The organism is Hydrogenophaga sp., assembly GCF_965657535.1.
Lineage (GTDB): Bacteria > Pseudomonadota > Gammaproteobacteria > Burkholderiales > Burkholderiaceae_C > Hydrogenophaga.
This window is the reverse complement of record NZ_CBFHOP010000002.1, coordinates 1-20,049: the sequence shown is the minus strand read 5'-3', so window position 1 is coordinate 20,049 and position 20,049 is coordinate 1. Positions and strand designations below refer to the sequence as shown.

General features: G+C 63.1%; 19 protein-coding genes and 4 pseudogenes. 6 read left to right on the top strand and 17 right to left on the bottom strand.

Annotated elements, in window-relative coordinates; genetic code table 11:
• Positions 1–55: 55 nt before the first annotated feature.
• The 12 genes and pseudogenes from ACTG4K_RS02730 to soxY form a co-directional block, all read right to left on the bottom strand.
• Positions 56–3,253: an efflux RND transporter permease subunit gene (locus ACTG4K_RS02730; RefSeq protein WP_439112671.1), complete on the bottom strand. Its 3,198-nt coding sequence runs from the start codon at positions 3,251–3,253 to the stop codon at positions 56–58.
• 10 nt (positions 3,254–3,263) lie between these two features.
• Positions 3,264–4,460 (bottom strand): efflux RND transporter periplasmic adaptor subunit, encoded by a 1,197-nt coding sequence (locus ACTG4K_RS02725; RefSeq protein ID WP_439112670.1) that lies wholly within the window; start codon positions 4,458–4,460, stop codon positions 3,264–3,266.
• Positions 4,461–4,500: 40 nt separating this feature from the next.
• Positions 4,501–5,178 carry a TetR/AcrR family transcriptional regulator gene (locus ACTG4K_RS02720; RefSeq protein WP_439112669.1) on the bottom strand — a complete coding sequence of 226 codons (678 nt, stop codon included), beginning with the start codon at positions 5,176–5,178 and terminating at the stop codon, positions 4,501–4,503.
• A 48-nt stretch (positions 5,179–5,226) separates the two neighbouring features.
• On the bottom strand, positions 5,227–6,705 hold the full coding sequence (locus ACTG4K_RS02715) for a potassium/proton antiporter (protein WP_439112668.1): 1,479 nt from the start codon (positions 6,703–6,705) through the stop codon (positions 5,227–5,229).
• Positions 6,706–7,137: 432 nt separating this feature from the next.
• A complete protein-coding gene (locus ACTG4K_RS02710; protein WP_439113126.1) occupies positions 7,138–7,290 on the bottom strand; it encodes an oxidoreductase-like domain-containing protein in 153 nt (50 codons plus the stop codon).
• Between the two features lie 93 nt (positions 7,291–7,383).
• Positions 7,384–7,620 (bottom strand): annotated as a pseudogene (locus ACTG4K_RS02705) (DUF1653 domain-containing protein); the annotation flags it as partial.
• A gap of 66 nt (positions 7,621–7,686) precedes the next feature.
• Entirely contained in the window at positions 7,687–8,235 is a 549-nt protein-coding gene (locus ACTG4K_RS02700) for a hypothetical protein (protein WP_439113148.1), read from the bottom strand.
• 105 nt (positions 8,236–8,340) lie between these two features.
• A pseudogene (locus tag ACTG4K_RS02695) lies at positions 8,341–8,606 on the bottom strand (integrase); the annotation flags it as partial.
• 349 nt (positions 8,607–8,955) lie between these two features.
• Entirely contained in the window at positions 8,956–9,585 is a 630-nt protein-coding gene (gene soxX / locus ACTG4K_RS02690; RefSeq protein ID WP_439112667.1) for a sulfur oxidation c-type cytochrome SoxX, read from the bottom strand.
• A 21-nt stretch (positions 9,586–9,606) separates the two neighbouring features.
• Positions 9,607–10,416 (bottom strand): sulfur oxidation c-type cytochrome SoxA, encoded by an 810-nt coding sequence (gene soxA / locus ACTG4K_RS02685; RefSeq protein ID WP_439112666.1) that lies wholly within the window; start codon positions 10,414–10,416, stop codon positions 9,607–9,609.
• A 44-nt stretch (positions 10,417–10,460) separates the two neighbouring features.
• On the bottom strand, positions 10,461–10,772 hold the full coding sequence (soxZ, locus tag ACTG4K_RS02680; protein ID WP_439112665.1) for a thiosulfate oxidation carrier complex protein SoxZ: 312 nt from the start codon (positions 10,770–10,772) through the stop codon (positions 10,461–10,463).
• Positions 10,773–10,831: 59 nt separating this feature from the next.
• Entirely contained in the window at positions 10,832–11,290 is a 459-nt protein-coding gene (gene soxY / locus ACTG4K_RS02675; protein WP_439112664.1) for a thiosulfate oxidation carrier protein SoxY, read from the bottom strand.
• 157 nt (positions 11,291–11,447) lie between these two features.
• Between soxY and ACTG4K_RS02670 the strand changes: the two genes are divergently transcribed.
• From ACTG4K_RS02670 to ACTG4K_RS02645, 6 genes are all read left to right on the top strand, one after another.
• A complete protein-coding gene (locus ACTG4K_RS02670; protein ID WP_439112663.1) occupies positions 11,448–12,083 on the top strand; it encodes a sigma-70 family RNA polymerase sigma factor in 636 nt (211 codons plus the stop codon).
• 177 nt (positions 12,084–12,260) lie between these two features.
• The gene (locus ACTG4K_RS02665) at positions 12,261–13,310 is read left to right on the top strand and encodes a permease (protein WP_439112662.1); all 1,050 of its coding nucleotides are present in this window, start codon (positions 12,261–12,263) and stop codon (positions 13,308–13,310) included.
• Between the two features lie 16 nt (positions 13,311–13,326).
• Positions 13,327–14,328: an MBL fold metallo-hydrolase gene (locus tag ACTG4K_RS02660; protein WP_439112661.1), complete on the top strand. Its 1,002-nt coding sequence runs from the start codon at positions 13,327–13,329 to the stop codon at positions 14,326–14,328.
• Between the two features lie 54 nt (positions 14,329–14,382).
• Positions 14,383–15,330 carry an MBL fold metallo-hydrolase gene (locus ACTG4K_RS02655; RefSeq protein ID WP_439112660.1) on the top strand — a complete coding sequence of 316 codons (948 nt, stop codon included), beginning with the start codon at positions 14,383–14,385 and terminating at the stop codon, positions 15,328–15,330.
• A gap of 3 nt (positions 15,331–15,333) precedes the next feature.
• A complete protein-coding gene (locus ACTG4K_RS02650; protein ID WP_439112659.1) occupies positions 15,334–15,567 on the top strand; it encodes a thioredoxin family protein in 234 nt (77 codons plus the stop codon).
• A 296-nt stretch (positions 15,568–15,863) separates the two neighbouring features.
• Positions 15,864–16,850, top strand: coding sequence for a cation diffusion facilitator family transporter (locus ACTG4K_RS02645; protein WP_439112658.1), 987 nt, complete (start codon positions 15,864–15,866; stop codon positions 16,848–16,850).
• Between the two features lie 17 nt (positions 16,851–16,867).
• Here ACTG4K_RS02645 and ACTG4K_RS02640 read toward each other — a convergent pair.
• The 5 genes and pseudogenes from ACTG4K_RS02640 to ACTG4K_RS02620 form a co-directional block, all read right to left on the bottom strand.
• Positions 16,868–17,361, bottom strand: a pseudogene (locus ACTG4K_RS02640) (NAD(P)H-dependent oxidoreductase).
• A gap of 22 nt (positions 17,362–17,383) precedes the next feature.
• Positions 17,384–18,397, bottom strand: a complete 1,014-nt coding sequence (arsB, locus tag ACTG4K_RS02635; protein ID WP_439112657.1) for an ACR3 family arsenite efflux transporter — start codon at positions 18,395–18,397, stop codon at positions 17,384–17,386.
• A 68-nt stretch (positions 18,398–18,465) separates the two neighbouring features.
• Positions 18,466–18,969 carry an arsenate reductase ArsC gene (locus tag ACTG4K_RS02630; protein ID WP_439112656.1) on the bottom strand — a complete coding sequence of 168 codons (504 nt, stop codon included), beginning with the start codon at positions 18,967–18,969 and terminating at the stop codon, positions 18,466–18,468.
• Positions 18,970–19,031: 62 nt separating this feature from the next.
• Complete coding sequence (locus ACTG4K_RS02625) at positions 19,032–19,361, bottom strand: ArsR/SmtB family transcription factor (RefSeq protein WP_439112655.1); 330 nt, start codon at positions 19,359–19,361, stop codon at positions 19,032–19,034.
• A gap of 9 nt (positions 19,362–19,370) precedes the next feature.
• A pseudogene (locus tag ACTG4K_RS02620) lies at positions 19,371–20,049 on the bottom strand (organoarsenical effux MFS transporter ArsJ); the annotation flags it as partial.

Sequence of the window (20,049 nt, the reverse complement as noted above, 5' to 3'; positions counted from 1 at the left end):
TCTGAGTGGTCATGTTTGATACTCCGGTGGGTATATTAGCCGATGTTGAACCATTTTACTGAGCGCCGGGTGGCGCAACCCTGACGTCGATGCTGGCAAGGGTTGCGGCTGGCCCGCCGAACTGGCGGCGCAGCCACTGCGCAAGGTCGTCCATGTAGCAGTACACCACGGGCACCACCACCAAGGTAAGCAGCGACGAGGTGATGACCCCGCCAATAACGGCTTGCCCCATGGGCGCGCGCTGCTCGGAGCCTTCGGTGAGCGCAAACGCCAGCGGCACCATGCCAAACACCATGGCCAGCGTGGTCATGAGAATGGGGCGCAGCCGCACTTTGGCCGCCAGCAGCAGGGCGCTTTCGCGGTCCAGCGGCGGGGCGCCGTCAATGCCGTGGCGGGCGCGGATGGCGAAGTCCACCAGCAAAATGGCGTTTTTGGTCACCAGCCCCATCAGCAACACAATGCCAATGACCGAAAACATGCTCATGGTGGAACCAAACATGAGCAGTGTGACCACCACGCCAATGAGGGTGAGCGGCAGCGACGTCATGAGCGCCAGCGGCTGCAGAAAGCTCTGGAACTGGCTGGCCAGAATCATGTAAATGAAAATGACGGCCAGCGCCAGGGCCGACACGGCGTAGCCAAACGATTCCTGCATGTTTTTGGTGGAGCCGCCGAATTCGTAGCGGTAGCCGGGCGGGAACGTGGTGCTGTCCAGCACCTGCCGGATGTCGGCCGACACGTCACCGGCCGAACGGCCGTACACGTTGGCGTTGATGGCCACTTCACGGTTCAGGTTGCGTCGGTTGATCTGGTTGGGCCCGGTGGATTCGATCACTTGTGCCACTTGGCCCAGGCGGACCACGCGGGCGGTGCCGTCGGCTGCGGTGCCCACCACAAAGGGCAGTTGCTCCAGATCGCTGGTGCGCTGGCGCAGCTCGGGTGCCAGGCGCACGTTCACGTCGTAGCTCTCGCCGTCCACCGCACGCCAGTTGCCCACGGTTTGCCCGGCCACCAAAGTGCGCAGGCTGCTGGCCACGGCAGCAGCGTTCAGCCCGGCGTCCGAAGCGAGTTCGCGCCGCATCACCACGTCCACCGTCGGTTTGTCGGGTTTCACGCTAGCGTCCAGGTCCACCAGGCCCACGATGGGGCGAATGCGTTCCATCACTTGAGTGGTCAGGCGCTCCAGCTCGGCCAGATCGTCGCCCTGCAGCGAAAACTCTACCTGCTTGTTGCCGCCCACCGGGTCGAGCAGGCCGGCGTGGGTCACGGTGATGCCGGGCACGCTGCGCAGGCGCTCGCGCAGTTTGGCCGACATGGCGTCGGCACTCAGCGTGCGGTCTTTGCGGTCCACCAGGCGCACGTACACGCTGGCGTACATGGTGCCCACGGCATTGCCGGTGTTGAGGGTGGCCAGGGTGTATTTCACCTCGGGGAATTCGCGCAACACCGCCTCCACCTGGCGGGTTTTGGCTTCGGTGGCGGCCAGCGAGGAACCCACCGGGGTATGGAAGCTCAGCGAGGTTTCCGAAAAGTCGGCCTTGGGCACAAACTCGGTGCCCAGCAGAGGCACCATGAAAATGCTGCCCACAAAGGTGGCCAGCGCCAGGGCCAGCGTGGCGAGCTTGTGTGCGAGTGACCAGCGCAGCGCGCCCTGGTAAGACTCGGTCATGGTGTCTTGCAGCCGGTCAAACCAGCCGGTGATGCGGCCAATGGTTTTGTCGTACAGCGTGCGCGGGGCGGCATGTGCGCCGTGTTTTTCAATTTCCGGGTCGTGCCATACGCTGGAGAGCATGGGGTCGAGCGTGAAGCTGACAAACATAGAAATGAGCACGGCAGCCACCATGGTGATGCCAAATTCGTGGAAAAACTTGCCGATGATGCCGCCCATGAAACCGATGGGCAGAAACACCGCCACGATAGACAGCGTGGTGGCCAGCACCGCCAGCCCAATCTCTTGCGTGCCGTCCATGGCGGCATTGAAGGGCGTTTTGCCCATTTGCACATGGCGCACGATGTTTTCGCGCACCACGATGGCATCGTCGATCAGCAAACCCACGGAAAGCGTGAGCGCCATCAGCGTGATCATGTTGATGGTGAACCCAAACAGGTTCATGAAGAAGAAGGTGCCGATCAGTGCAATGGGCAGCGTAAGCCCGGTGATGACGGTGGAGCGCCACGAGTTCAGAAACAAAAACACGATCAGCACTGTGAGCAGGGCACCTTCAATCAGCGTGCGGCGCACGTTGTCCACCGACACGCGAATGGGCCGCGAGCCATCGGTGATCTGCTCCAGCCGCATGCCGGGCGGCACCTCGGCCTTGAGCGCTTCCACCGCCGCTTTCAGTCCGTCGGTCACGGCAATGGTGTTTTCGTCTTGCGCTTTTTGCACCTGCAGCAGCAGCGTGCGCTGGCCGTTGTACAGCGCCAGGCTTTCCACCTCTTCGGTGCTGTCACTCACCCGTGCCACTTGCGACAAAGTCACTGGCGAGCCGCCGCGCCGGGCCACGATGATGGATTCAAAATCCTGTGGATTTTTCAGACGGGACAGCACCTGCACCACCCGCTCTCGCTCGGCGCTTTTGAGTGTGCCCACCGGCAGATCCTGGTTTTCGTTGCGCACGGCGGTGGTGATCTGTTCGGCGGTGATGCCCAGCGCTTCCATGGCTTTGGGGTCGAGGTCGATATTGACCGCGCGCTGGGTGCCGCCCACCAGCGTCACCGAGCCCACCCCGCGTACGTTTTCAAGTCGCTTCTTCAGGGTTTGCTCGGCCCAGGTGGTCACCGCCACGGCAGAAGGCGTTTGGCCGTTCACCGCTTCGGGAATGACCGCGAGCGACCAGATGGAGCGTGCCGCCGGGTCAAAGCGCAGCACGCGTGGCTCTTTCACTTCGGTGCGCAGCGTGGGGCGCAGAATCGCGATCTTCTCGCGCACGTCTTCGGCGGCCTTGCGGCCATCCACCGTGAGCTGAAATTCGATGATGACGATCGACTGGCCCTCATAGCTGCGCGAGCTCAGAGCGTTCACGCCAGCGACGGCGTTCACCGCTTCTTCCACCTTTTTCGTCAGCTCTGACTCGACGATTTCGGGCGACGCACCCGGGTATGCGGTGGTGACGACCACCACCGGAAAGTCGATGTTGGGGAACTGGTCAATTTGCAGCCGCTGAAACGAAAACAGCCCCAGCACCACAAAAGCCACCATCACCATGGTGGCAAACACCGGGTTGCGCAGCGAAATCTGGGTAAACCACATGGTGCGGCGCTCAGTGGGCGGTGGTCAGCGTGGCGGGGCTGCTGGCGCTGGGCGCGCTGTTGGATCCGGTGGCGGCTTGCAGGCGCACAGCCGTGCCCTCGCGTATCAGCCCGGCCTGCGCGCGCAGCAGCTGGGTGCCGGCGGGCAGGCCGTCCAGGGCCACCATGGGCTCACCGTCCAGCAAGCCGCGCGCACCGGGCGCCACGGTCTGGTGTTGTATGCGGCCGTCGCGCAGCACCTGCACGAACGGCGCGGGCTTGTCGTTGCGCACGGCCGAAAGCGGCACCGCCAACGCAGTCACCTGCCCGGTCACGATGTGCCCCTGGGCAAACAGCCCCTGGCGCATGCCCGCGCCCGCCGACACCCGCAGATACACCAGCACACTGCGGCTGCCCGCCTGCACGCTGGGGTTGATACGCGCCACGGTGGCCGGCACCGGTTGCGCCAAGCCTTCCACCATCAAGCGCACCTGCAAGCCCGGCAGCACGGCCACCGCGTCGGCCGGGGCCAGCGCGGCTTCCAGCTCAAAGCCCGACAGGTCCACCACCTCCAAAATGCGCGCGTCCAGCCCCACCCGCTCACCGTTTTGCACCAGCCGGGCCGACACCTGGCCGTTCAGGGGCGAGCGCAGCGTGGTGTCTGCCAGTGCCTTGCGGGCAATGTCGCGCGCTGCCAGCGCGGCCTGGTGGTTGGCCTCGGCAGCGGCCAGGTTGGCGGTGGCGGTTTCCAGCGCGGTGGCTGAAATGAAGCCCTGGCGCACCAGGGCCTGGTTGTTGTCCAATGCGCGCCGCGCAATGCTCACCTGCGCCTGGGCCGCTTCGGCTTGCTGGCTGGCCTGGCGCAGCCGGGCTTGTGCTTCGGTGCTGTCGATGCGGGCCACCACTTCGCCCGCGCGCACCGTGTCGCCTTCGCGCTTTTGCAGTCCTTTCACCTCACCGGCCACGCGGGCCTTGATGGCCGCCGTTTGCAAGGCCTTGAGCGAGCCCGAAATGCCCACCGTCTGCGCCAGTGCAAGGGGTTGCACGCTCACCACATCTTGCGCGGTCAGCTCGTACACCGGGGCCTGCTGCATGGCGGTGGCGGCTGCTGTGGCGGCGTCGCGCTGCACGGCGCGTTTGTTGAGTGCCCGCGCCAGGCCCCAGGCTATGGCCAGCACCAGCAAAGCGAGCAACAACCATTGGATCCAGGGGCGGCGAGGGGCGTTCATGTCAGGTGCTCGGTAGCGAGGCGGGGGCGTTATGCGGGGGTCAGCGGGCAGTCGGTGCGAGCATGCCGCCCAGCAGCAGGCTCACCTGGCTGTCGATGAAGCTCACGGGGTCAATCTGTTCGGACGCGGGGCAGCACGGCGCCATGGAGTGCTTCCACATCAGCAGAAAAATCATGGGGGCGATCAGGCTGTAGACCGCGTATTCCAGCTGCAGCGGCCGAAACTCGCCGCTGTCCATGCCGCGTTGCAGCACCCGGCGCAGCAGATCGTGGCCAGGGCCAATGACCTCTTGTTGGTAAAAGGCTGCAATTTCGGGAAACATGCCCGCTTCGCTCATCACCAGCTTGGTGATGCCCGAGGCTGTGGTCATGCCAATGCGCTCCCACCAGCTGTGCATGCAGTAGCGCACCAGTTCGGCGTTGCTGCCGTCAAAACGGTCCAGTTCTGCGTTCCATTCGGTGAAGCGCCCAGCAATGGTTTCGCGCACCACGGCCTTGAACAGTTCTTCTTTGCTGGGAAAGTACAGAAACAGCGTGCCCTTGGACACGCCCGCTCGGGCCGCCACCTCTTCAACGCGCGTGGCCGCAAAGCCTTTTTCAACAAACAGTGCCAGTGCGGCTTCTACCAGCTCACCGGGGCGCGCTTCCTTGCGCCGCGCACGGCGCTGCGCCGGCTCAGCGTCCAGTGGTGCGTTGGTGGTGTGTTTGGCGGTTGGCACGGGTGGGTATATTAATGACCAGTTGGTTATTAATATACCTTAGGCTGCTCACCCCAACTTGATGCCCACGTGCCCGATGCGCTTGCCCTTCATGTCGCGCACGCTGATTTCGGCGGTGCCCAGCACCACGCTGTCGCCCGGCACCGGCGGGCGGTTCAGCTCGGCTTGCAGCCAGTCGCCCACCGCCTGGGTGGAGTCGCTGGGCACCGGCAAGCCGTAAAACGCACACAGGTTTTCCATGGGTGTGCTGGCGTCCAGCACAAAGTCACCCAGCACCAGCCGCGCGTGTTCGGTGTCGTCAGGGTCGGGGATCGTCACGCCGGTGCGGTTGGCGCTCCAGGCAATGGTGGAGCCCTGCAGCAGCAGCGACGTGAGCACCACGACAAACGCCACGTTGAAGAAGGTCTGGGCACCGGGCACGCCAGCCATCACCGGAAACACCGCCAGCACAATTGGCACCGCACCGCGCAGCCCCACCCAGGAAATAAAGGTGATTTCGCGCGGGTTGAACCGCAGCGGCGCCAGGCACAGCCAGACCGAAATGGGCCGGGCCACAAACATCAACACCAGCGAAACCCCCAGCGCAGGCCACAGCGTGCGCAGCAGGTCGGTGGGCGTGACCAGCAGCCCCAGCAGCAAAAACATGCCGGCTTGTGAAAGCCAGGCGTAGCCGTCCATGGCCGACAGCGAGGGCCGCACTTGGCGCCGCGCCCGGTTGCCCACGACCACACCCATGAGGTACACCGCCAGAAACCCGGAGCCACCAAACCAGGTGGTGAAGGCAAACACGGCCAGCCCGCCCGACACCACCAGCAGCGCCCGAACGCCGCCGCCGCCGTCGGCCCCGCGGCCCATCCGCTTGAGCAGCTCGGCCAGCGCCCAGCCGCAGCCCAGCCCCAGCAAGCTGCCCCAGCCAAACTGCTGCAGCAACGACAGCAACACGTCCCCCGCGCTCACCGCCCCTGTGCCGCCTCCCGCTACCGCCAGCGCAATGGTGATGAACGTCAGCGTCAGGTACACCGCCATGGGGTCGTTCATGCCCGACTCGATTTCCAGCGTGGCTGCCACCCGCTCGTTGAGGTGCACACCGGATGACTTCAGCAGCGAAAACACCGCCGCCGCGTCCGTCGACCCCACGATGGCGCCCACCAGCAGCGCCAGCGGCCAAGACAAGTCCAGCAGCCAATACGCCGCCGCCCCGGTGATGGCGGTACACACCACCACACCCACCGTGGCCAACAGCAGCGAAGGCTGCAAACCGGTTCGAAACGTGCTCATGTTGGTGCGCAAGCCGCCGTCCAGCAAGATCACCGCCAGCGCCACGTTGCCGACCCAGAAGCTCAGCTGGAAATCGTTAAAGGCCAGGCCACCGGGGCCGTCCACACCGGCCAGCGTGCCCACCACCAGAAACACCAGCAGAAAAGAAAAGCCAATGCGCGCGGAAAACACCCCAGCCAGCACGCTGATGAAAACAAGCGCGGCAGCAGCCAACAGCGGCAGGGTGAGGAAATCGAATGAAAGGGCCATGCGTTGAAGCTAACAGAAAGCGTGTCACCGATACGGTCGTGTCTGCAAACACAATGGCTGTTCACGGCGCCCAGGCTCCGAGAAAACCGCAGGCAGCACAATTTGCATCGGCTCTTCAGGCTTGCTCAGGACTGGCGACAAATCGCCATGGCGTGGCGGCACAGGCCGTGGTGGCAGAACCAGCGCAGGAGATAGCGCTGTTTGAGGGGTACAGGGATAACCTTGGATGTGGGGTGTGCGTGGCCAGGCAAGTGGATTGAAGCCAGTGGGCTGAAAGGCATGCGGTTTTCGCCAGAGCGGCCGCAAGGAGCCGCCAGTCAATGCACAGGCGCTACACAGCGCAACCCGATGTACACCGCGCGTCTGGCTCCCGCTTGCGCTGGGGGGCTGGTTGGGATGGGGCGGGGGCTCACTTGAGCGCCGCGCAGGTTCCTAGCAGGGGCGGGGCGCCTCGTCCAGCCAGGCCAGCGCGTCCACCCGCCAGTGGTGCAGCGCCTCAAAAAAACCCTCCCACACGCAGCCGTTGCAGCCGCGCCCGCAGCAGGTGCTGGGCTCGGGCGGTGGGGGGCGCAGCGCTGTGTCCACACACAGGCCGCGCCGCTCGGCCAAGCCGCGCAAATGGGCGATGAGCGCCTGCGCCGTGGGCAGGTCACCCAGCGGTACCAGACCCGGGTCGTGCCGGGTGAAGCGGGGCTGCTCTTTGCCGTCAAACACGCCGTGCTCGGCAAACATGGCCGCCGGGCGCACCCACAAGCCCCAACCGCCATACAGCGCGCGGTACAGCGTCATGCCTTGCAGCGTTTCGCTGCAGCGCACGGTGTCCAGCACCGCATACCAGCCGCCCTTGTAATGGCGGTACAGGCCCGCAGGCGTGGCGTTCAATGGGGGCAGATCGTGGTCGGTGGGGGCGGTCATGGAAAACGGGCGCGCTGCCTGAGAATGAAGGCTCGGAGTGTGCCAAAGTGCTGGCGCCGTTGGCTATCAGGGGCTGTCGCGCGGCGTCCGCCGCCACAGCAGCCACAGCGTGACCGCGATCAGCGCGCCGTAATTCAGCGCCTGAAAGTCCGCCCGGTGCCAGGCGATGCCATCAAAACCGCGGTAGGTGAACGGATACAGAACGGGCGACGGGTAAAAGTCGGCCGAGTGCGTGAACACATCGATCACGATGTGCGACCACCAGCCCAGCAAGGGCAGCCACCAGCGCTTCAGCACCGCCCGCAGGGCCAGCGTGACCACCCCAGCCACCACCGCGCTGTGAAAAATACAGTGCAGGTGGTGGGCCAGCCATTGCACCGTGGCCGACATGGGCGGCTCGGCACCCGGCAGCGCCAGAGCGTAGTCGCGCACAGCGCCAAAGCCCCTGGCGCCCCGCAGTTCGCCAAGCGCCACCGGCAGCAGGTGCACCAGGTCGGGCACCACGGCCAGCCCCACCACCAGCCCGACGGTGCGCGGTCTGGGCATGGGGTACCCCGCCCGGGCGGCAACGCCCAGGCCCACGCCCATCCACCAACCGTGCGCCACGGTATCCATGCCCGGCCATCCTTTCAAAGGGGTGTCCATCATCGGCCGGCGGGAGCGCCCCGTCAAACCGCTCAGCGGGTGGGGCATTCGGCGATACCGTGCGCGCCATACCGAGCGAAAGCCATGGCAACCCGCGCCACCGCGCTGCGATGGGCGGTCAACACCCCGTGCATCCCGGTGGCCAGGTATGCGGGCGCACTGTCGAGTCCCCGATCGGGGCGACGCGTGGAGCCTGCTGGGGAAAGAGAAAGTCATCGGATTTCAGTCCAGCCGGATGCATCCACGCCTGCAGCGCGCATCGCCAGCGGTTCCCCATGGCAAACATCGCGGACTTTGAGGGCGAGGAGGTCGCATCCGCGCGGCTTACCGTCGGTATCCAGGAGCCTGCGCGGCAGAAGCGCATCGGGTGCAACGGATGGAGAAAAGTCCCACTTCGCCCCGGTTTTTCCGGCTGTGGCAACGGCCACCAACCTCAAAATCAGGGCCCAATAGGGCTCTTTTCCCACCCGTTTCGCTCTCATGCCTTCTGCCGCACAGGCTCCTAGGCCGGGAGCCTCTATGTCTTTGCCTTGGAACAAGTGTGCGGACGGTATCCGCCCGCATGAGCATTTGAGCTTGCCTTTGAGCGCCTCGGCGGGCCATGCAGCGTGGGCCAGCAAAAAAGCCCCGAAGGCGTAGGCCGACGGGGCAAGGGGATCCAAAGACCCCAGATGAAACTTGAAACGCAGATTACTGATTAACCGGCGATGCTGGGTCCATCAGCAGCCCAACCAGATCCGCGATTTGCTCGGGCTTGAGGATGCCGTTATGGCCAAAACGCGGCATGTTTGAGCATGCCGAGAACGCCTGTGCGTTGTAAATTTTGTCGTAGGTGTACTTGACGATCGCTTCGCTGTTTCCACGCAGCTTGCCGTATTGATTCAGCCCTGGGCCCAGCGTACCAAACGAGAGTTCTTTTTTGTCCATTTGGTGGCAGGCATAGCAGTTGCCGCCGGTCTCGCGATTGGGGTTGTTGTCCCCCACACGCAGACCATAGCCGCTCTGGGCAATGGCTTCGCCCTTTTTCCAGTCGCCCACGAGCTTGCCGCTGGCGGGATACACCACCGGCATGGCGGCGTTCATTTTTTCCACGCGCTCGGTGTCTGCTTTGTTGGGTTTGTCACGCGCGGCGCTGCAGGTCTTTTGCGTGTCGTCCTGCACCAGACGCTTTTCCCAACCTGCTGGAATGTTTTCCCATGAGCTGGCGACGGCCTGGTCGGCAGAGGGGAAGCTGGCACCACCGCCCAGACCACCCATAGAACCACAGGCCGCCAGGAAAGCGACTGCACCAGCGCTCAAAAGAAGGTTTTTCGTATTCATGTGTCAGTTGCTCCTGGGTGATCAGCGCTTGATGTAGGGGGACTTGATCTCGTTGCCGTTGCCGACCGCGTTCATGTAAGTCAGCAGCGCGGTGACGGCTTCCGATGTGTATTGCACGTCGGGGTGACGCATCTGCCAGTAGCAATCCCACATGCGGTGTTGCAAGGTACGAACCTGCCCCTGAGAGACACGGTAGGCCGGCCAGGTTGAGACGCCCGAGGCGGCGCCTTCCTTGCTCAGCAGGTTGGGCAGACCTTGCAAGCGGATGCGCTTGCCATCTTCGGCGTGGCAGGTGGCGCAGGAGAAGTCGAACGGGCCACTGCGGCGCCAGAACAACTCTTCACCCGTCTTGGCAGCGGCCTTCACCGCGGGGTGGCTGGTATCGATCTTGAATGCCATCCCGTTGGATTGGGCTGAAATGAACGTGGCAATGGCCGCCATGTCCGAACCTGGGCCGCTGCCTTTGAAGGCGCCCTTGTTGAAGTATTGCTTGGTTTCCCAGCCCTGGATGGTCTGCATGCAGTGAATCAGGCGGGCCTCCAAGTCCATCACCTTGCCCACGTCGGCAAAGTAGCGAGGCAGCTCGGCGTAGGCGCCTTCCAGCTTGCCCGGGCCTTTGCCCAGATCACAGGTTTCGAGCGACACGTTTTTGCTGCCGCGCTTGGTCTTCCAGAGCTCCTCACCTTTCATCTCCCACAGTTCAGCAGGGTTACCGTCTTGCAGGGCGGCGCGGTATTCGGCAATGCCGGCGTCTGACGCATCCTGGGCCAGAACGGGCTGAACGAGGCTGGCGGCTGCGATGGCTGTCAGGGCCACGAGGGCTTTCTTCATCTGCGGTTCTCCTTCTTGGTAAAAACAGGGTGGAGCCGATCGCGTCAGGCGATGGCGGCTTCGTCGGTGCGGGTTTCGCCCTTGTTGTCAACCCACTTCACCACGACTTTGTCGCCCTTGGCGGCGCCCTTGAACTTGAAGGACAGGAAGGGGTTTTGCGACACAGCGCCGCTGAACATGGCCTTGAGCACGGTCTTGCCGTTGCTGGTGGCTTCCACGTCCTGGATGAAGTGAGCGGGAATGGTGGCGCCGGCCGCGTCTTTGCGGGTACCAGCTTCCATGGGGTGGGACATGAGCACACGAACGGTGGTTTCATCGCCAGCGAGGGCGGCACGGATGCGCATCGGATCTGCCATGATGGACTCTTAAATTTTCAATAAATGGGTTGAAGTTTGAGTTGGGGGACAGGGGGCGATCAGCCGCCGCAGCCACCCAGGGTCACTTTGGTTTCTTTGGTGGCCGAGAACAGCTTGCCGTCGGCCTTGACCACAGCAATCACGTTGGTGCTCTGGCCCATCTTCAGACGGGTTTGCACGTCGGCCACGGTACCGGCGGGAATCATGAAACCAGCGGACAGGGGCGTCGGGTTCTTCTCGACGATCAGGTACATCTCGGTGGTGTTGGGCAGCTTGCTGGTGGCGCCCACGGGCACCACGGCGCCGTTTTCAGCGATGTCGGGGGACACCACGGTAACCTGGTCGCTGGTGGCGGCGGTGCCACCGATGGCTTTGAGTGCGTCTTCCAGCGTCTTGACTTGGAAGCTGGCGCGATCCACAGCGGCCTGGGCCTGGCTCTGGGTGATGATGCCCAGCGACACCAGCGTGGCGAACGCCCCGGTGGTCTTGATGACAGCGCGGCGGGTGCGGGTTTGCATAAGGATTCTTTCGACGAGATTGATAAAAGTCAAAAAAGTTCGTAAGTCTCACACTTCAAAGGTTACTGAACAATTGGTGAAAACGCTAACTGCTTATATTCGTGGATCATCATGAAATCTGCCGAGCCTTGCGGCCCTCCATCGATGCATATCAGGCATGAAATTGTTGTTATCTCTCTGGTCTAGACATGAAGCCGAGCTGCGCCGCTGGTTGCTCTCACGAGCGCCCAACGCCAGCGAGGTGGACGATCTGTTGCAAGACGTTTTCCTCAAAACCCTGAAACATCGAGAACACTTGGAAAGCATTTCTCAGCCACGCGCATGGCTGTTTGAAGTCACACGCAACACCCTCACCGACCGCTTTCGTGGATCGCGTGAGAGTTTGCCGCTTCCCGAGGATTTTGAAGCGATGCCTGCGCCAGTGGAACAAGCCGACACGGTGGACACCTTGGCGCAAGCTTGCCTGCCCCGAGTCCTGGCTGAGCTGGACCCTCAAGACCGTGAGGCCATTGAGCTGTGTGACCTGCAGGGGATGCCGCAGGCCCACTTTGCCCAACTCAAGCAGCTGACGTTGTCTGCGGCGAAATCGCGCGTGCAGCGGGCGCGTAAGCGAATGCGCGAACGCATGACCTCTGCTTGCCAGGTGTCGTTTGACGACACGGGTCGGGTGGACGACTTCATCCCACGCGCGCGCCTGCCTGGGAGCGCTGCACCCGAAGCCTGCGCAGCCGCCGCAGGCGATGACGCTGCCTGCAACCGGGAAAAAAGCGCGGGACACAAGCCACACCGCTGAAGGCCCAATGCCAGACATCACGCCGCTGCGGGGAGCCAAGGGGCACTGCTGCTGGCCCAGAAAAGCCAGATGGTTCCCAAGGACGTGGAAGCGATCGTCGGTCTGAGCGGAGACGCTGCGAAAACTTTTTTTCGCGCCGACCTGCATCCTTTGACCACTTGCCTCGTCTTCTGAGGCATGAGCACCCTTGCATCGCATTTGATCCGCTGGCCGCAGAAACAGCCGGTGATTTTTCTGCTGATCGCCGCCGCCGTCTGGTGGGGGCTGTACCAGAGCCTTGTCCCTTTCTCCGAGGCTGTGGTGGCAGCGCTGCCGGTGGAGCGCCAAAGCCACCTGGGCAACTCGCTGCAGTTCTTCTTCTATGACGTGCCCAAGGTCTTGCTGCTGCTGACCGGGGTGGTGTTCGTCATGGGCATGGTGAACACCTATTTCACCCCCGAGCGGACCCGGGCTCTACTGGCTGTGCGCACGCACGGCGTGGCCAATGTCATGGCCTCTGCGCTGGGCGTGGTAACGCCGTTCTGCTCCTGCTCGTCGGTGCCGCTTTTCATCGGGTTCGTGCAGGCCCGTGTGCCGCTGGGGGTGACGTTCTCATTCTTGGTCACGGCGCCCATGGTCGACACGGTTGCCCTCACGATCCTGTTCTCTCTCTTTGGCTGGAAAATCGCCGCACTCTATCTGGGGTTTGGCATGGCGCTCGGTGTTATTGCCGGTCTGGTGATCGGTGCGCTCAAGCAGGAGCGCCACCTGGAAGACTGGGTGCGCGAAATGCCCCAAGTTTCAGCCGAGGTGGATCCGGAAACCTTGACGATGGCCGACCGTATATCTGCAGGTATGGCCTCGGTGCGTGAAATCGTGGGCAGGGTCTGGCCCTATGTGCTGGCCGGCATTGCGGTGGGTGCGGGCATCCACGGCTACGTACCGCAGGAATTCCTGGTTTCTTTCATGGGCAAGGACGCCGCCTGGTGGTCGGTACCGCTGGCGGTGTTGGTAGGCGTTCCCATGTACGCCAACACCGCAGGCATTCTGCCGGTGATCGAGGCGCTGACCGCCAAGGGCGCGGCCATGGGCACGGCACTGGCGTTCATGATGAGCGTGGTGGCCCTGTCGCTGCCCGAGATGATCATCCTGCGCAAGGTGCTCAAGCTGCGCTTGATCGCCATCTTCGTCGGCATAGTGGCCACCGGCATCTTGGCGGTGGGCTTCATCTTCGACGCGATTCTCTGACGCAGCCGTGCACGACATGACCACTTCCCACACAGAAAGCGACCCAGCCTTGCGATCCAGCCCATCACGTCCCTGGATGCGATTCGTGTTGAGTGCCTCGTTGGCGCTCGGGCCGTTGTGGGCCAGCGCGCAAACCGCTGATTCGGTGTTCAAAACCGTGAAAGTGAGTGAACGCGCCTATGCGCTGGTGGGTGAGCTCACCCAGCGCTCGCCCAGCAACCTGGGCAATAACATGACCGGTGGATTCATTGTGGCCGACGACGGCGTCGTGGTCATCGATTCGGGCGGCTCCAAAGCCGGGGCAGAAGTGATCGTGCAGGCGGTGCGCGCGGTGACGAACAAGCCCATCCGCTGGGTGGTGAACTCCGGTGGACAAGACCACCGTTGGCTGGGCAATCACCACTTTCAGCAGGTGGTGGGCGCTCGGGTGGTGGCGTCGGACGCGGGCAAGCACGACCAGCAGACACGGACCTTCCAGCAGATGGACATGGCGCGGCGCAACGTAGGCGAGCGCTTTGCGGGCACGGTGGCCGCGTACCCCGACGAGACCTTTGCCCGGCGCTACCGCCTGCCTGTGAAGGGTATTCAGATTGACCTGATCGACGTGGGCGGCGCGCACACCCCGGCCGATCTCATCGTGTGGCTGCCTCAGGAGCGCATCGCGTTCGCGGGCGACATTGTTTTTCATGAGCGTCTGCTGGGTATTCAGCCCGGCCTTGGGCTGAAATGGATCGACGCACTCAAGCTTCTGCGCGACGACCTCAGGCCGCTGATCGTGGTGCCCGGGCACGGGCGACCGGGTCCTCCTGAGCGGGTGATTCCCGACAGCCTGGCCTACCTGGAAATGCTGCGCGACGGCGCGAAGAAGGCGCTGGCCGATGGGGCCTTTGACCCCGTAGAAGCGGCCGCAGCGATCGATCAGTCGGCTTTTTCCCACTTGGTGAACTACGCAGACACGCGCTTTCGCAGTTCAAACGCCATCCGCATGTCGGAAGCGGTGTTTGGTAATCCGCCTTGACAATCATCATTCACTTATATTGGTAATTTCTACACACATGAAAAGGAGACATCCATGGGCTTTCAACGCGCTGCGGGCACTTTTTCGAGCCGCATGATCCTCGCCAGCGTGGCTGCTGTGCTGTCGTTTTCTGCCCAGGCGGTGGACATCGTTTTCCAACCCGTCGCCCCCAACGTGTTTGCCTATGTGGGTGACATTGAGGGCCGCACTTATGAGAACGAGGCACTCAACGCGAACCTGGGCCTGGTGGTCACGCCGGCCGGTGCGCTGCTGATCGACAGCGGCGCGAGCTTTCAGGGCGCGAAGCAAATCGCTGAAGCCGTAAAGAAGGTGACGCCGCAGCCCATCAAGTGGGTCATCAACACCGGCGGGCAAGACCACCGCTGGCTGGGCAACGGTTACTTCAAGGCACGGGGTGCTGAAGTCATGGCGCACGCCAACGCCGAAGCCGACATGAAAGCGCGCGGCCCCGAGCACCTGCGCGCCAACGCTCTGGTGCTGAAGGAGAAGATGGAAGGCACCGAGCTGGTGCTGCCCAGTCGCTGGCTAAAGGAGGCAGACACGACGCTCGACCTGGGCGGCGTGGCCGTGCAGGTGGTGCACCGGGGCGGCGGCCACACGCCGGGTGATAGCATGGTCTGGCTCCCCCACAGCGGCGTGGTCTTCACCGGTGACGTCGTTTATACGGACCGCATCCTGGGCTTGCACCCGGTGAGCAAGACGAAGCACTGGGTGCGAAGCTTCGAGGCGCTGGAAGCGCTGAACCCGAAGGTGGTGGTGCCCGGCCACGGCAATGTGACCACGCTGGCCCAGGCGCAAAAAGATACCGGTGACCTGCTCAAAGCCCTTCGCGCGCACATGGGCCAGGCGGTGGAGGCGGGCACCGACATCGGTGCAGCGGTCAAGGGCTTTGACGCAGCGCCCTACCAGCACCTCAAACACGTTGGTGTCTGGCTGCCTCAGCTCGCCAACCGCACGTATCTCGAAATGGAACAGGAGTAAATCATGGATATCAAGGTTCTCGGCACGGGTTGCACCAACTGCAAAAACACCATCGCGCTGATCGACCAGGTGGCGAAAGCCAAGGGCGTTGAAGTCAATCTGGAGAAGGTCGAAGAGCTGCGCGAGATCATGGGCTACGGCGTCATGAGCACACCCGGCGTGGTCGTCAACGGCCAGGTGGTGCACGCCGGTGGCGTGCCCAGCCGGGAGAAGATTGAACAATGGCTGGCGGCCTGAATCAGCCCGGGCGCAGACAGGGCGGGCAACCCTTCGCCTTCAAACCGGCCGGGTTGCTGTTGGCCCGCATGCTCAAGGGTGTCGAGCGTGGAAGGTGTGCGGCATCAAGGTTCGCCCAATATGGACAGACTCCGCGATGAGATCACCGTGGACACTGAGAAAAGCATTTTGACAAGCTTCAAGCCAACGTGCTGGCGGTGCGGTACGGGTTGCAACACGTTGGCCAAGGGTGCTGTACTGGGCGCTGAGCGGCGGGATGCGCCGCGCCTGAATCCGATCTCTACCCATACAAAATGATGAGTGCCTCACACGACCATAGCCACGCGCCCGCCAACTTCAACCAGGCCTTTGCCATTGGTATTGGTCTGAACCTTGTCTTTGTGGCGATCGAGGCGTTTTATGGCTGGAAAATCAACTCATTGGCCCTGCTGGCGGACGCCGGGCACAACCTGAGTGATGTGGCCGGCCTGGTGCTGGCTTGGGGCGGTGCACTGGCTGGCAAGCTGCGTCCCAACGCACGCCACACCTACGGCTGGAAGCGCGGCAGCATCCTCGCTGCATTTGCCAATGCCCTGCTGCTGTTGGTGGCCATGGGCGCGCTGGTTTGGGAGGCAGCAGGACGCTTGATGGCGCCCGACCCCACAACGGGAACCGAAGGTGTGACCATTATGTTGGTGGCGGGTGTGGGCATTGTCGTGAACACCGCAACAGCCTTGCTCTTCATGCGGGGGCGCGACAAAGACCTGAATATTCGGGGTGCGTTTTTGCACATGGCCGCCGACGCCCTGGTGTCGGCTGGTGTGGTCGTGGCCGGGGCGCTCACTTTGTGGATGGGCTGGGCGTGGCTAGACCCCGTGGTCAGTCTGATGATCGCCGCCGTGATCCTGTGGGGCACCTGGAGCCTGTTCCGAAAGTCCCTGCATTTGTTGTTTGACGGTGTGCCGGACAGCGTGGATCCGCAGGCGGTGCACGATTACCTCGCGTCTTTGCCGGGTATCGTCCGCGTGCACGACCTGCACATCTGGGCGATGGACACGTCGCAGGTGGCCATGACGGCCCATCTGGTCATGCCGCATGGGCATGCCGACGATGCGTTCCTGAAAGAAGTGACGGATCGGCTGCACGACCGTTTTGAGATCAGCCATGCCACCCTGCAGGTTGTGAAGGTGCCCTTCACCCCACCGTGTGGCGATTGGTCCAGCCCTCAGGGCGCAGAATCGAATGCGTCTGAACCTGCAGACCGCTCCGCGGTACAGCAGCACGGGCATCACCATCGGGACTGATGGTCCGGCGCCGGAGGTCACACGGCCTTCGGCAGGTTGGCCCGCGGCGGCAGTGCTTTTGCGTTTTCCTTGCGCTCGCTGTAGCTGCCCACCAAGCAAGGTGAAACATCACGGGTCAGCCAGGTCAACTTCGCCAACTCTTCCGGGGTGGGGCGCACGGTACCGACGGCCAGCGCAATTCAGTTGATCTGGGTCTTCATGATGCCGGTCATGGCGCCATGGCGCTCCGGTGGGCACCAGACCATGCCTTCGGATCACAAGGCCAGGTCGCTGAGCGCCTGCACCTTGGGATGGGTGTCCGGTGCATCGCGTCGGACAGGGGCAAGCCACTGGGGTGAAACACCCGTGTTTAGGCGCCCATGGCGTTCAGCCAGACCTTGATCTGCTCTGTGTGGGGCGGCGTCTGCAGGTACTCAATGACGGTGGGTTCCACACCGCTGTTGCGGAGCATGGCCAAGGTGTTGCGGGACGTGCCGCACCTGGGGCTGTGATGCGTGGTGATGTCGGGCATGTGCGGGTTGCTCGCAGCGCGTTCAGGCGGTTTTGGGCTTCCAGGCGTTGACGATAGCGACCAGCGAAAGCATCACGGGTACCTCAACCAGAACGCCCACCACGGTGGCCAGCGCTGCGCCCGAGTTCAGCCCGAACAGCGAAATGGCCACCGCCACCGCCAGTTCGAAAAAGTTGGATGTGCCGATCAGGCAGGCTGGGCCAGCGATGTTGTGCGGCAGTTTCAGCAGCTTGGCGCCCCACCAGGCGATGAAGAAAATGCTGTAGGTCTGGATGATCAGGGGCACCGCAATGAGTGCGATGACGCCGGGTTTTTCGACAATGGTGCCGGCCTGAAAACCGAACAGCAGCACCACCGTGGCGATCAAGCCCACGACGGACCAGGGCTTGAGCAGGCCGACGAGATCGCTGACCGCGTGGCTGGATTTCTTTTGCAGCATCTGGCGCGTGGCCATGCCCGCCAGCAGCGGCAACACCACGTACAGCACGGTAGAGAGCACCAGCGTTTCCCACGGCACGGTCACATTCGTCACACCCAGCAGAAACGCCGCAATCGGCGCAAACGCCACCACCATGATGAGGTCGTTCACCGACACCTGCACCAGGGTGTAGTTAGCATCGCCCTTCACCAGTTGGCTCCACACAAACACCATGGCGGTGCAGGGTGCCACGCCCAGCAGGATCATGCCGGCGATGTACTCGCTGGCGGATTGCGGGTCGACCCAGTCCGCGAACACGAACTTGAAGAACAGCACCCCCAGCGCAGCCATGGTGAAAGGCTTGATGAGCCAGTTGACCCCCAGCGTCAGCAGCAGGCCCTGCGGGCGCTTGCCCACGTCTTTCATCGCATGCCAGTCGATCTGGATCATCATGGGGTAAATCATCACCCAGATGAACACGGCCACGACAAGGTTGACCTGGGCGATTTCCATCGCTGCAACGGCCTGGAAGACGCTGGGAACGGCCAGGCCCAGGCCCACCCCAGCCAAAATGCCCAGCCCGACCCACACGGTCAGGTACCGCTCAAACACACCCATCGCTCACCTCGCCAAAGAAAAATGCCCGATCGCAACGGCGACCGGGCTTGGTGTCTCAGATTATCTGCTCAGGCCTGTTGTCGGCCAATATCCACCAGCTCCTTTTGCAGGGCCAGTCGATCGAGTTTTTCAAACGGCAGGTTCACCATCAGGGCGATACGTCGGCTGAGGATCATGAAGCTTTCGGCAAACGCTTTTTTTGCTGTCTGATCGTCGTCCTTGAACTCTGCGGGGTCGGGCACACCCCAGTGCGCTGACATGGGCTGCCCCGGCCACACGGGGCACATCTCGCCCGCAGCCTTGTCGCAAACGGTGAGCACAAAGTTCATGTGCGGTGCATCAGGCAGGGCAAACTCACTCCAGTTCTTGCTTCGAAGGTTCTCGGTCATGAAGCGGTTGCGCTCCAGCAGTTCGATGGCGTGCGGGTTCACCTGGCCGGTTGGATGACTCCCAGCGCTGTATGCCCGAAAACGGCCACCACCCAGGTGATTGAGGATGGCTTCGGCCATGATGCTTCGGGCAGCGTTGCCTGTGCAGAGAAAAAGCACGTTGTAGACGGACACGATGAACATCCTTTCAGCTATTCTGGCCAGTGGTTGGACGAGTAGGAAAGAGACTTTTCAGGTGGGGCCGCTCAGTGGTCGCGGCAATCCAGCTGGGTGGGAACGTCCAGGCACGCCTGGCCCTGGCAACAGTGCGCCGTCAGGAAGCCCAGCAGATCGTTCATCAGCGGAATCGCGGCTCGGTAGATCAGGTTGCGACCGTCTCGCTCACGGGCAATCAGGCCCGCTTGGCTCAGCTCTTTCAGATGAAACGACAGCGCCGTGGGCGCAGTGCCCAGTGCCTCTGACATGTGTCCAGGGGTCAGGCCACTGGGACCGGCCACCACCAGCAGACGAAAAATGCGCAGGCGCGTTTCCTGAGCCAGCGCTCCCAGCGCTTGCACGACGGCAGCTTCTTCCATGGTGTTTCCTCAGGTGGTTTGGGGTTGTGGCAAGCTCAACTTCGTGGGCAAACCCAGCGTCAGCAGCCAGCACACCAGCAGCATCAGCGCCGAGCCCAGCAGCGCGTACAGCAGGCCACCCCACTGGTAGAGCAGGCCCGACATGAGCGTGCCAAAAAACCGGCCCAGCGCGTTGGCGGCGTAATAAAACCCCACGTCTTCGGCCGCTTTCTCTGAGCCTGCGTAGGCCAGGATCAGGTAGGAATGCACCGACGAGTTGACCGCAAACGCCACGCCAAACAAGCCCAGGCCACCCACCACCCACCACTGCAGGTGGGGCGCTTGCAGCAGCACAGCGGCGGCAATGCCCACCGGAATAAGCGCCAACCCCAACGACCACCAGCGCGCCGCCGGCACCTCGGCGCTCAGGCCGTCAGCACTGCGCTTGACGATGTTGGGCGCCAGCGCCTGCACCAGGCCGTAGCCAATGGTCCAGGCGGCCAAAAAGCCGCCCACCATGGTGAAGGTCCAGCCCTGCGCATACAAAAACACCGGCACACCCACCACAAACCACACATCGCGCGCGCCAAACAGCGCCACCCGCGCAGCGGCCAGCGTGTTGATGCCAGCGTTTTTGGCAAACAGCTCTTTCGCCGACTTGGACGCCTTGCTCTTGCCCATGAGCGGCGGCACAAAGCCCACCACACCC

Excerpts from the sequence above, each read along its gene's own strand:
- ACTG4K_RS02730 (WP_439112671.1), bottom strand. The coding sequence starts at position 3,253 with ATGTGGTTTACCCAGATTTCGCTGCGCAACCCGGTGTTTGCCACCATG.
- ACTG4K_RS02725 (WP_439112670.1), bottom strand. The coding sequence starts at position 4,460 with ATGAACGCCCCTCGCCGCCCCTGGATCCAATGGTTGTTGCTCGCTTTG.
- ACTG4K_RS02715 (WP_439112668.1), bottom strand. The coding sequence starts at position 6,705 with ATGGCCCTTTCATTCGATTTCCTCACCCTGCCGCTGTTGGCTGCTGCC.
- ACTG4K_RS02700 (WP_439113148.1), bottom strand. The coding sequence starts at position 8,235 with ATGGATACCGTGGCGCACGGTTGGTGGATGGGCGTGGGCCTGGGCGTT.
- soxX (WP_439112667.1), bottom strand. The coding sequence starts at position 9,585 with ATGAATACGAAAAACCTTCTTTTGAGCGCTGGTGCAGTCGCTTTCCTG.
- soxA (WP_439112666.1), bottom strand. The coding sequence starts at position 10,416 with ATGAAGAAAGCCCTCGTGGCCCTGACAGCCATCGCAGCCGCCAGCCTC.
- soxZ (WP_439112665.1), bottom strand. The coding sequence starts at position 10,772 with ATGGCAGATCCGATGCGCATCCGTGCCGCCCTCGCTGGCGATGAAACC.
- soxY (WP_439112664.1), bottom strand. The coding sequence starts at position 11,290 with ATGCAAACCCGCACCCGCCGCGCTGTCATCAAGACCACCGGGGCGTTC.
- ACTG4K_RS02670 (WP_439112663.1), top strand. The coding sequence starts at position 11,448 with ATGAAATTGTTGTTATCTCTCTGGTCTAGACATGAAGCCGAGCTGCGC.
- ACTG4K_RS02665 (WP_439112662.1), top strand. The coding sequence starts at position 12,261 with ATGAGCACCCTTGCATCGCATTTGATCCGCTGGCCGCAGAAACAGCCG.
- ACTG4K_RS02660 (WP_439112661.1), top strand. The coding sequence starts at position 13,327 with ATGACCACTTCCCACACAGAAAGCGACCCAGCCTTGCGATCCAGCCCA.
- ACTG4K_RS02655 (WP_439112660.1), top strand. The coding sequence starts at position 14,383 with ATGGGCTTTCAACGCGCTGCGGGCACTTTTTCGAGCCGCATGATCCTC.
- ACTG4K_RS02650 (WP_439112659.1), top strand. The coding sequence starts at position 15,334 with ATGGATATCAAGGTTCTCGGCACGGGTTGCACCAACTGCAAAAACACC.
- ACTG4K_RS02645 (WP_439112658.1), top strand. The coding sequence starts at position 15,864 with ATGAGTGCCTCACACGACCATAGCCACGCGCCCGCCAACTTCAACCAG.
- arsB (WP_439112657.1), bottom strand. The coding sequence starts at position 18,397 with ATGGGTGTGTTTGAGCGGTACCTGACCGTGTGGGTCGGGCTGGGCATT.
- ACTG4K_RS02630 (WP_439112656.1), bottom strand. The coding sequence starts at position 18,969 with ATGTTCATCGTGTCCGTCTACAACGTGCTTTTTCTCTGCACAGGCAAC.
- ACTG4K_RS02625 (WP_439112655.1), bottom strand. The coding sequence starts at position 19,361 with ATGGAAGAAGCTGCCGTCGTGCAAGCGCTGGGAGCGCTGGCTCAGGAA.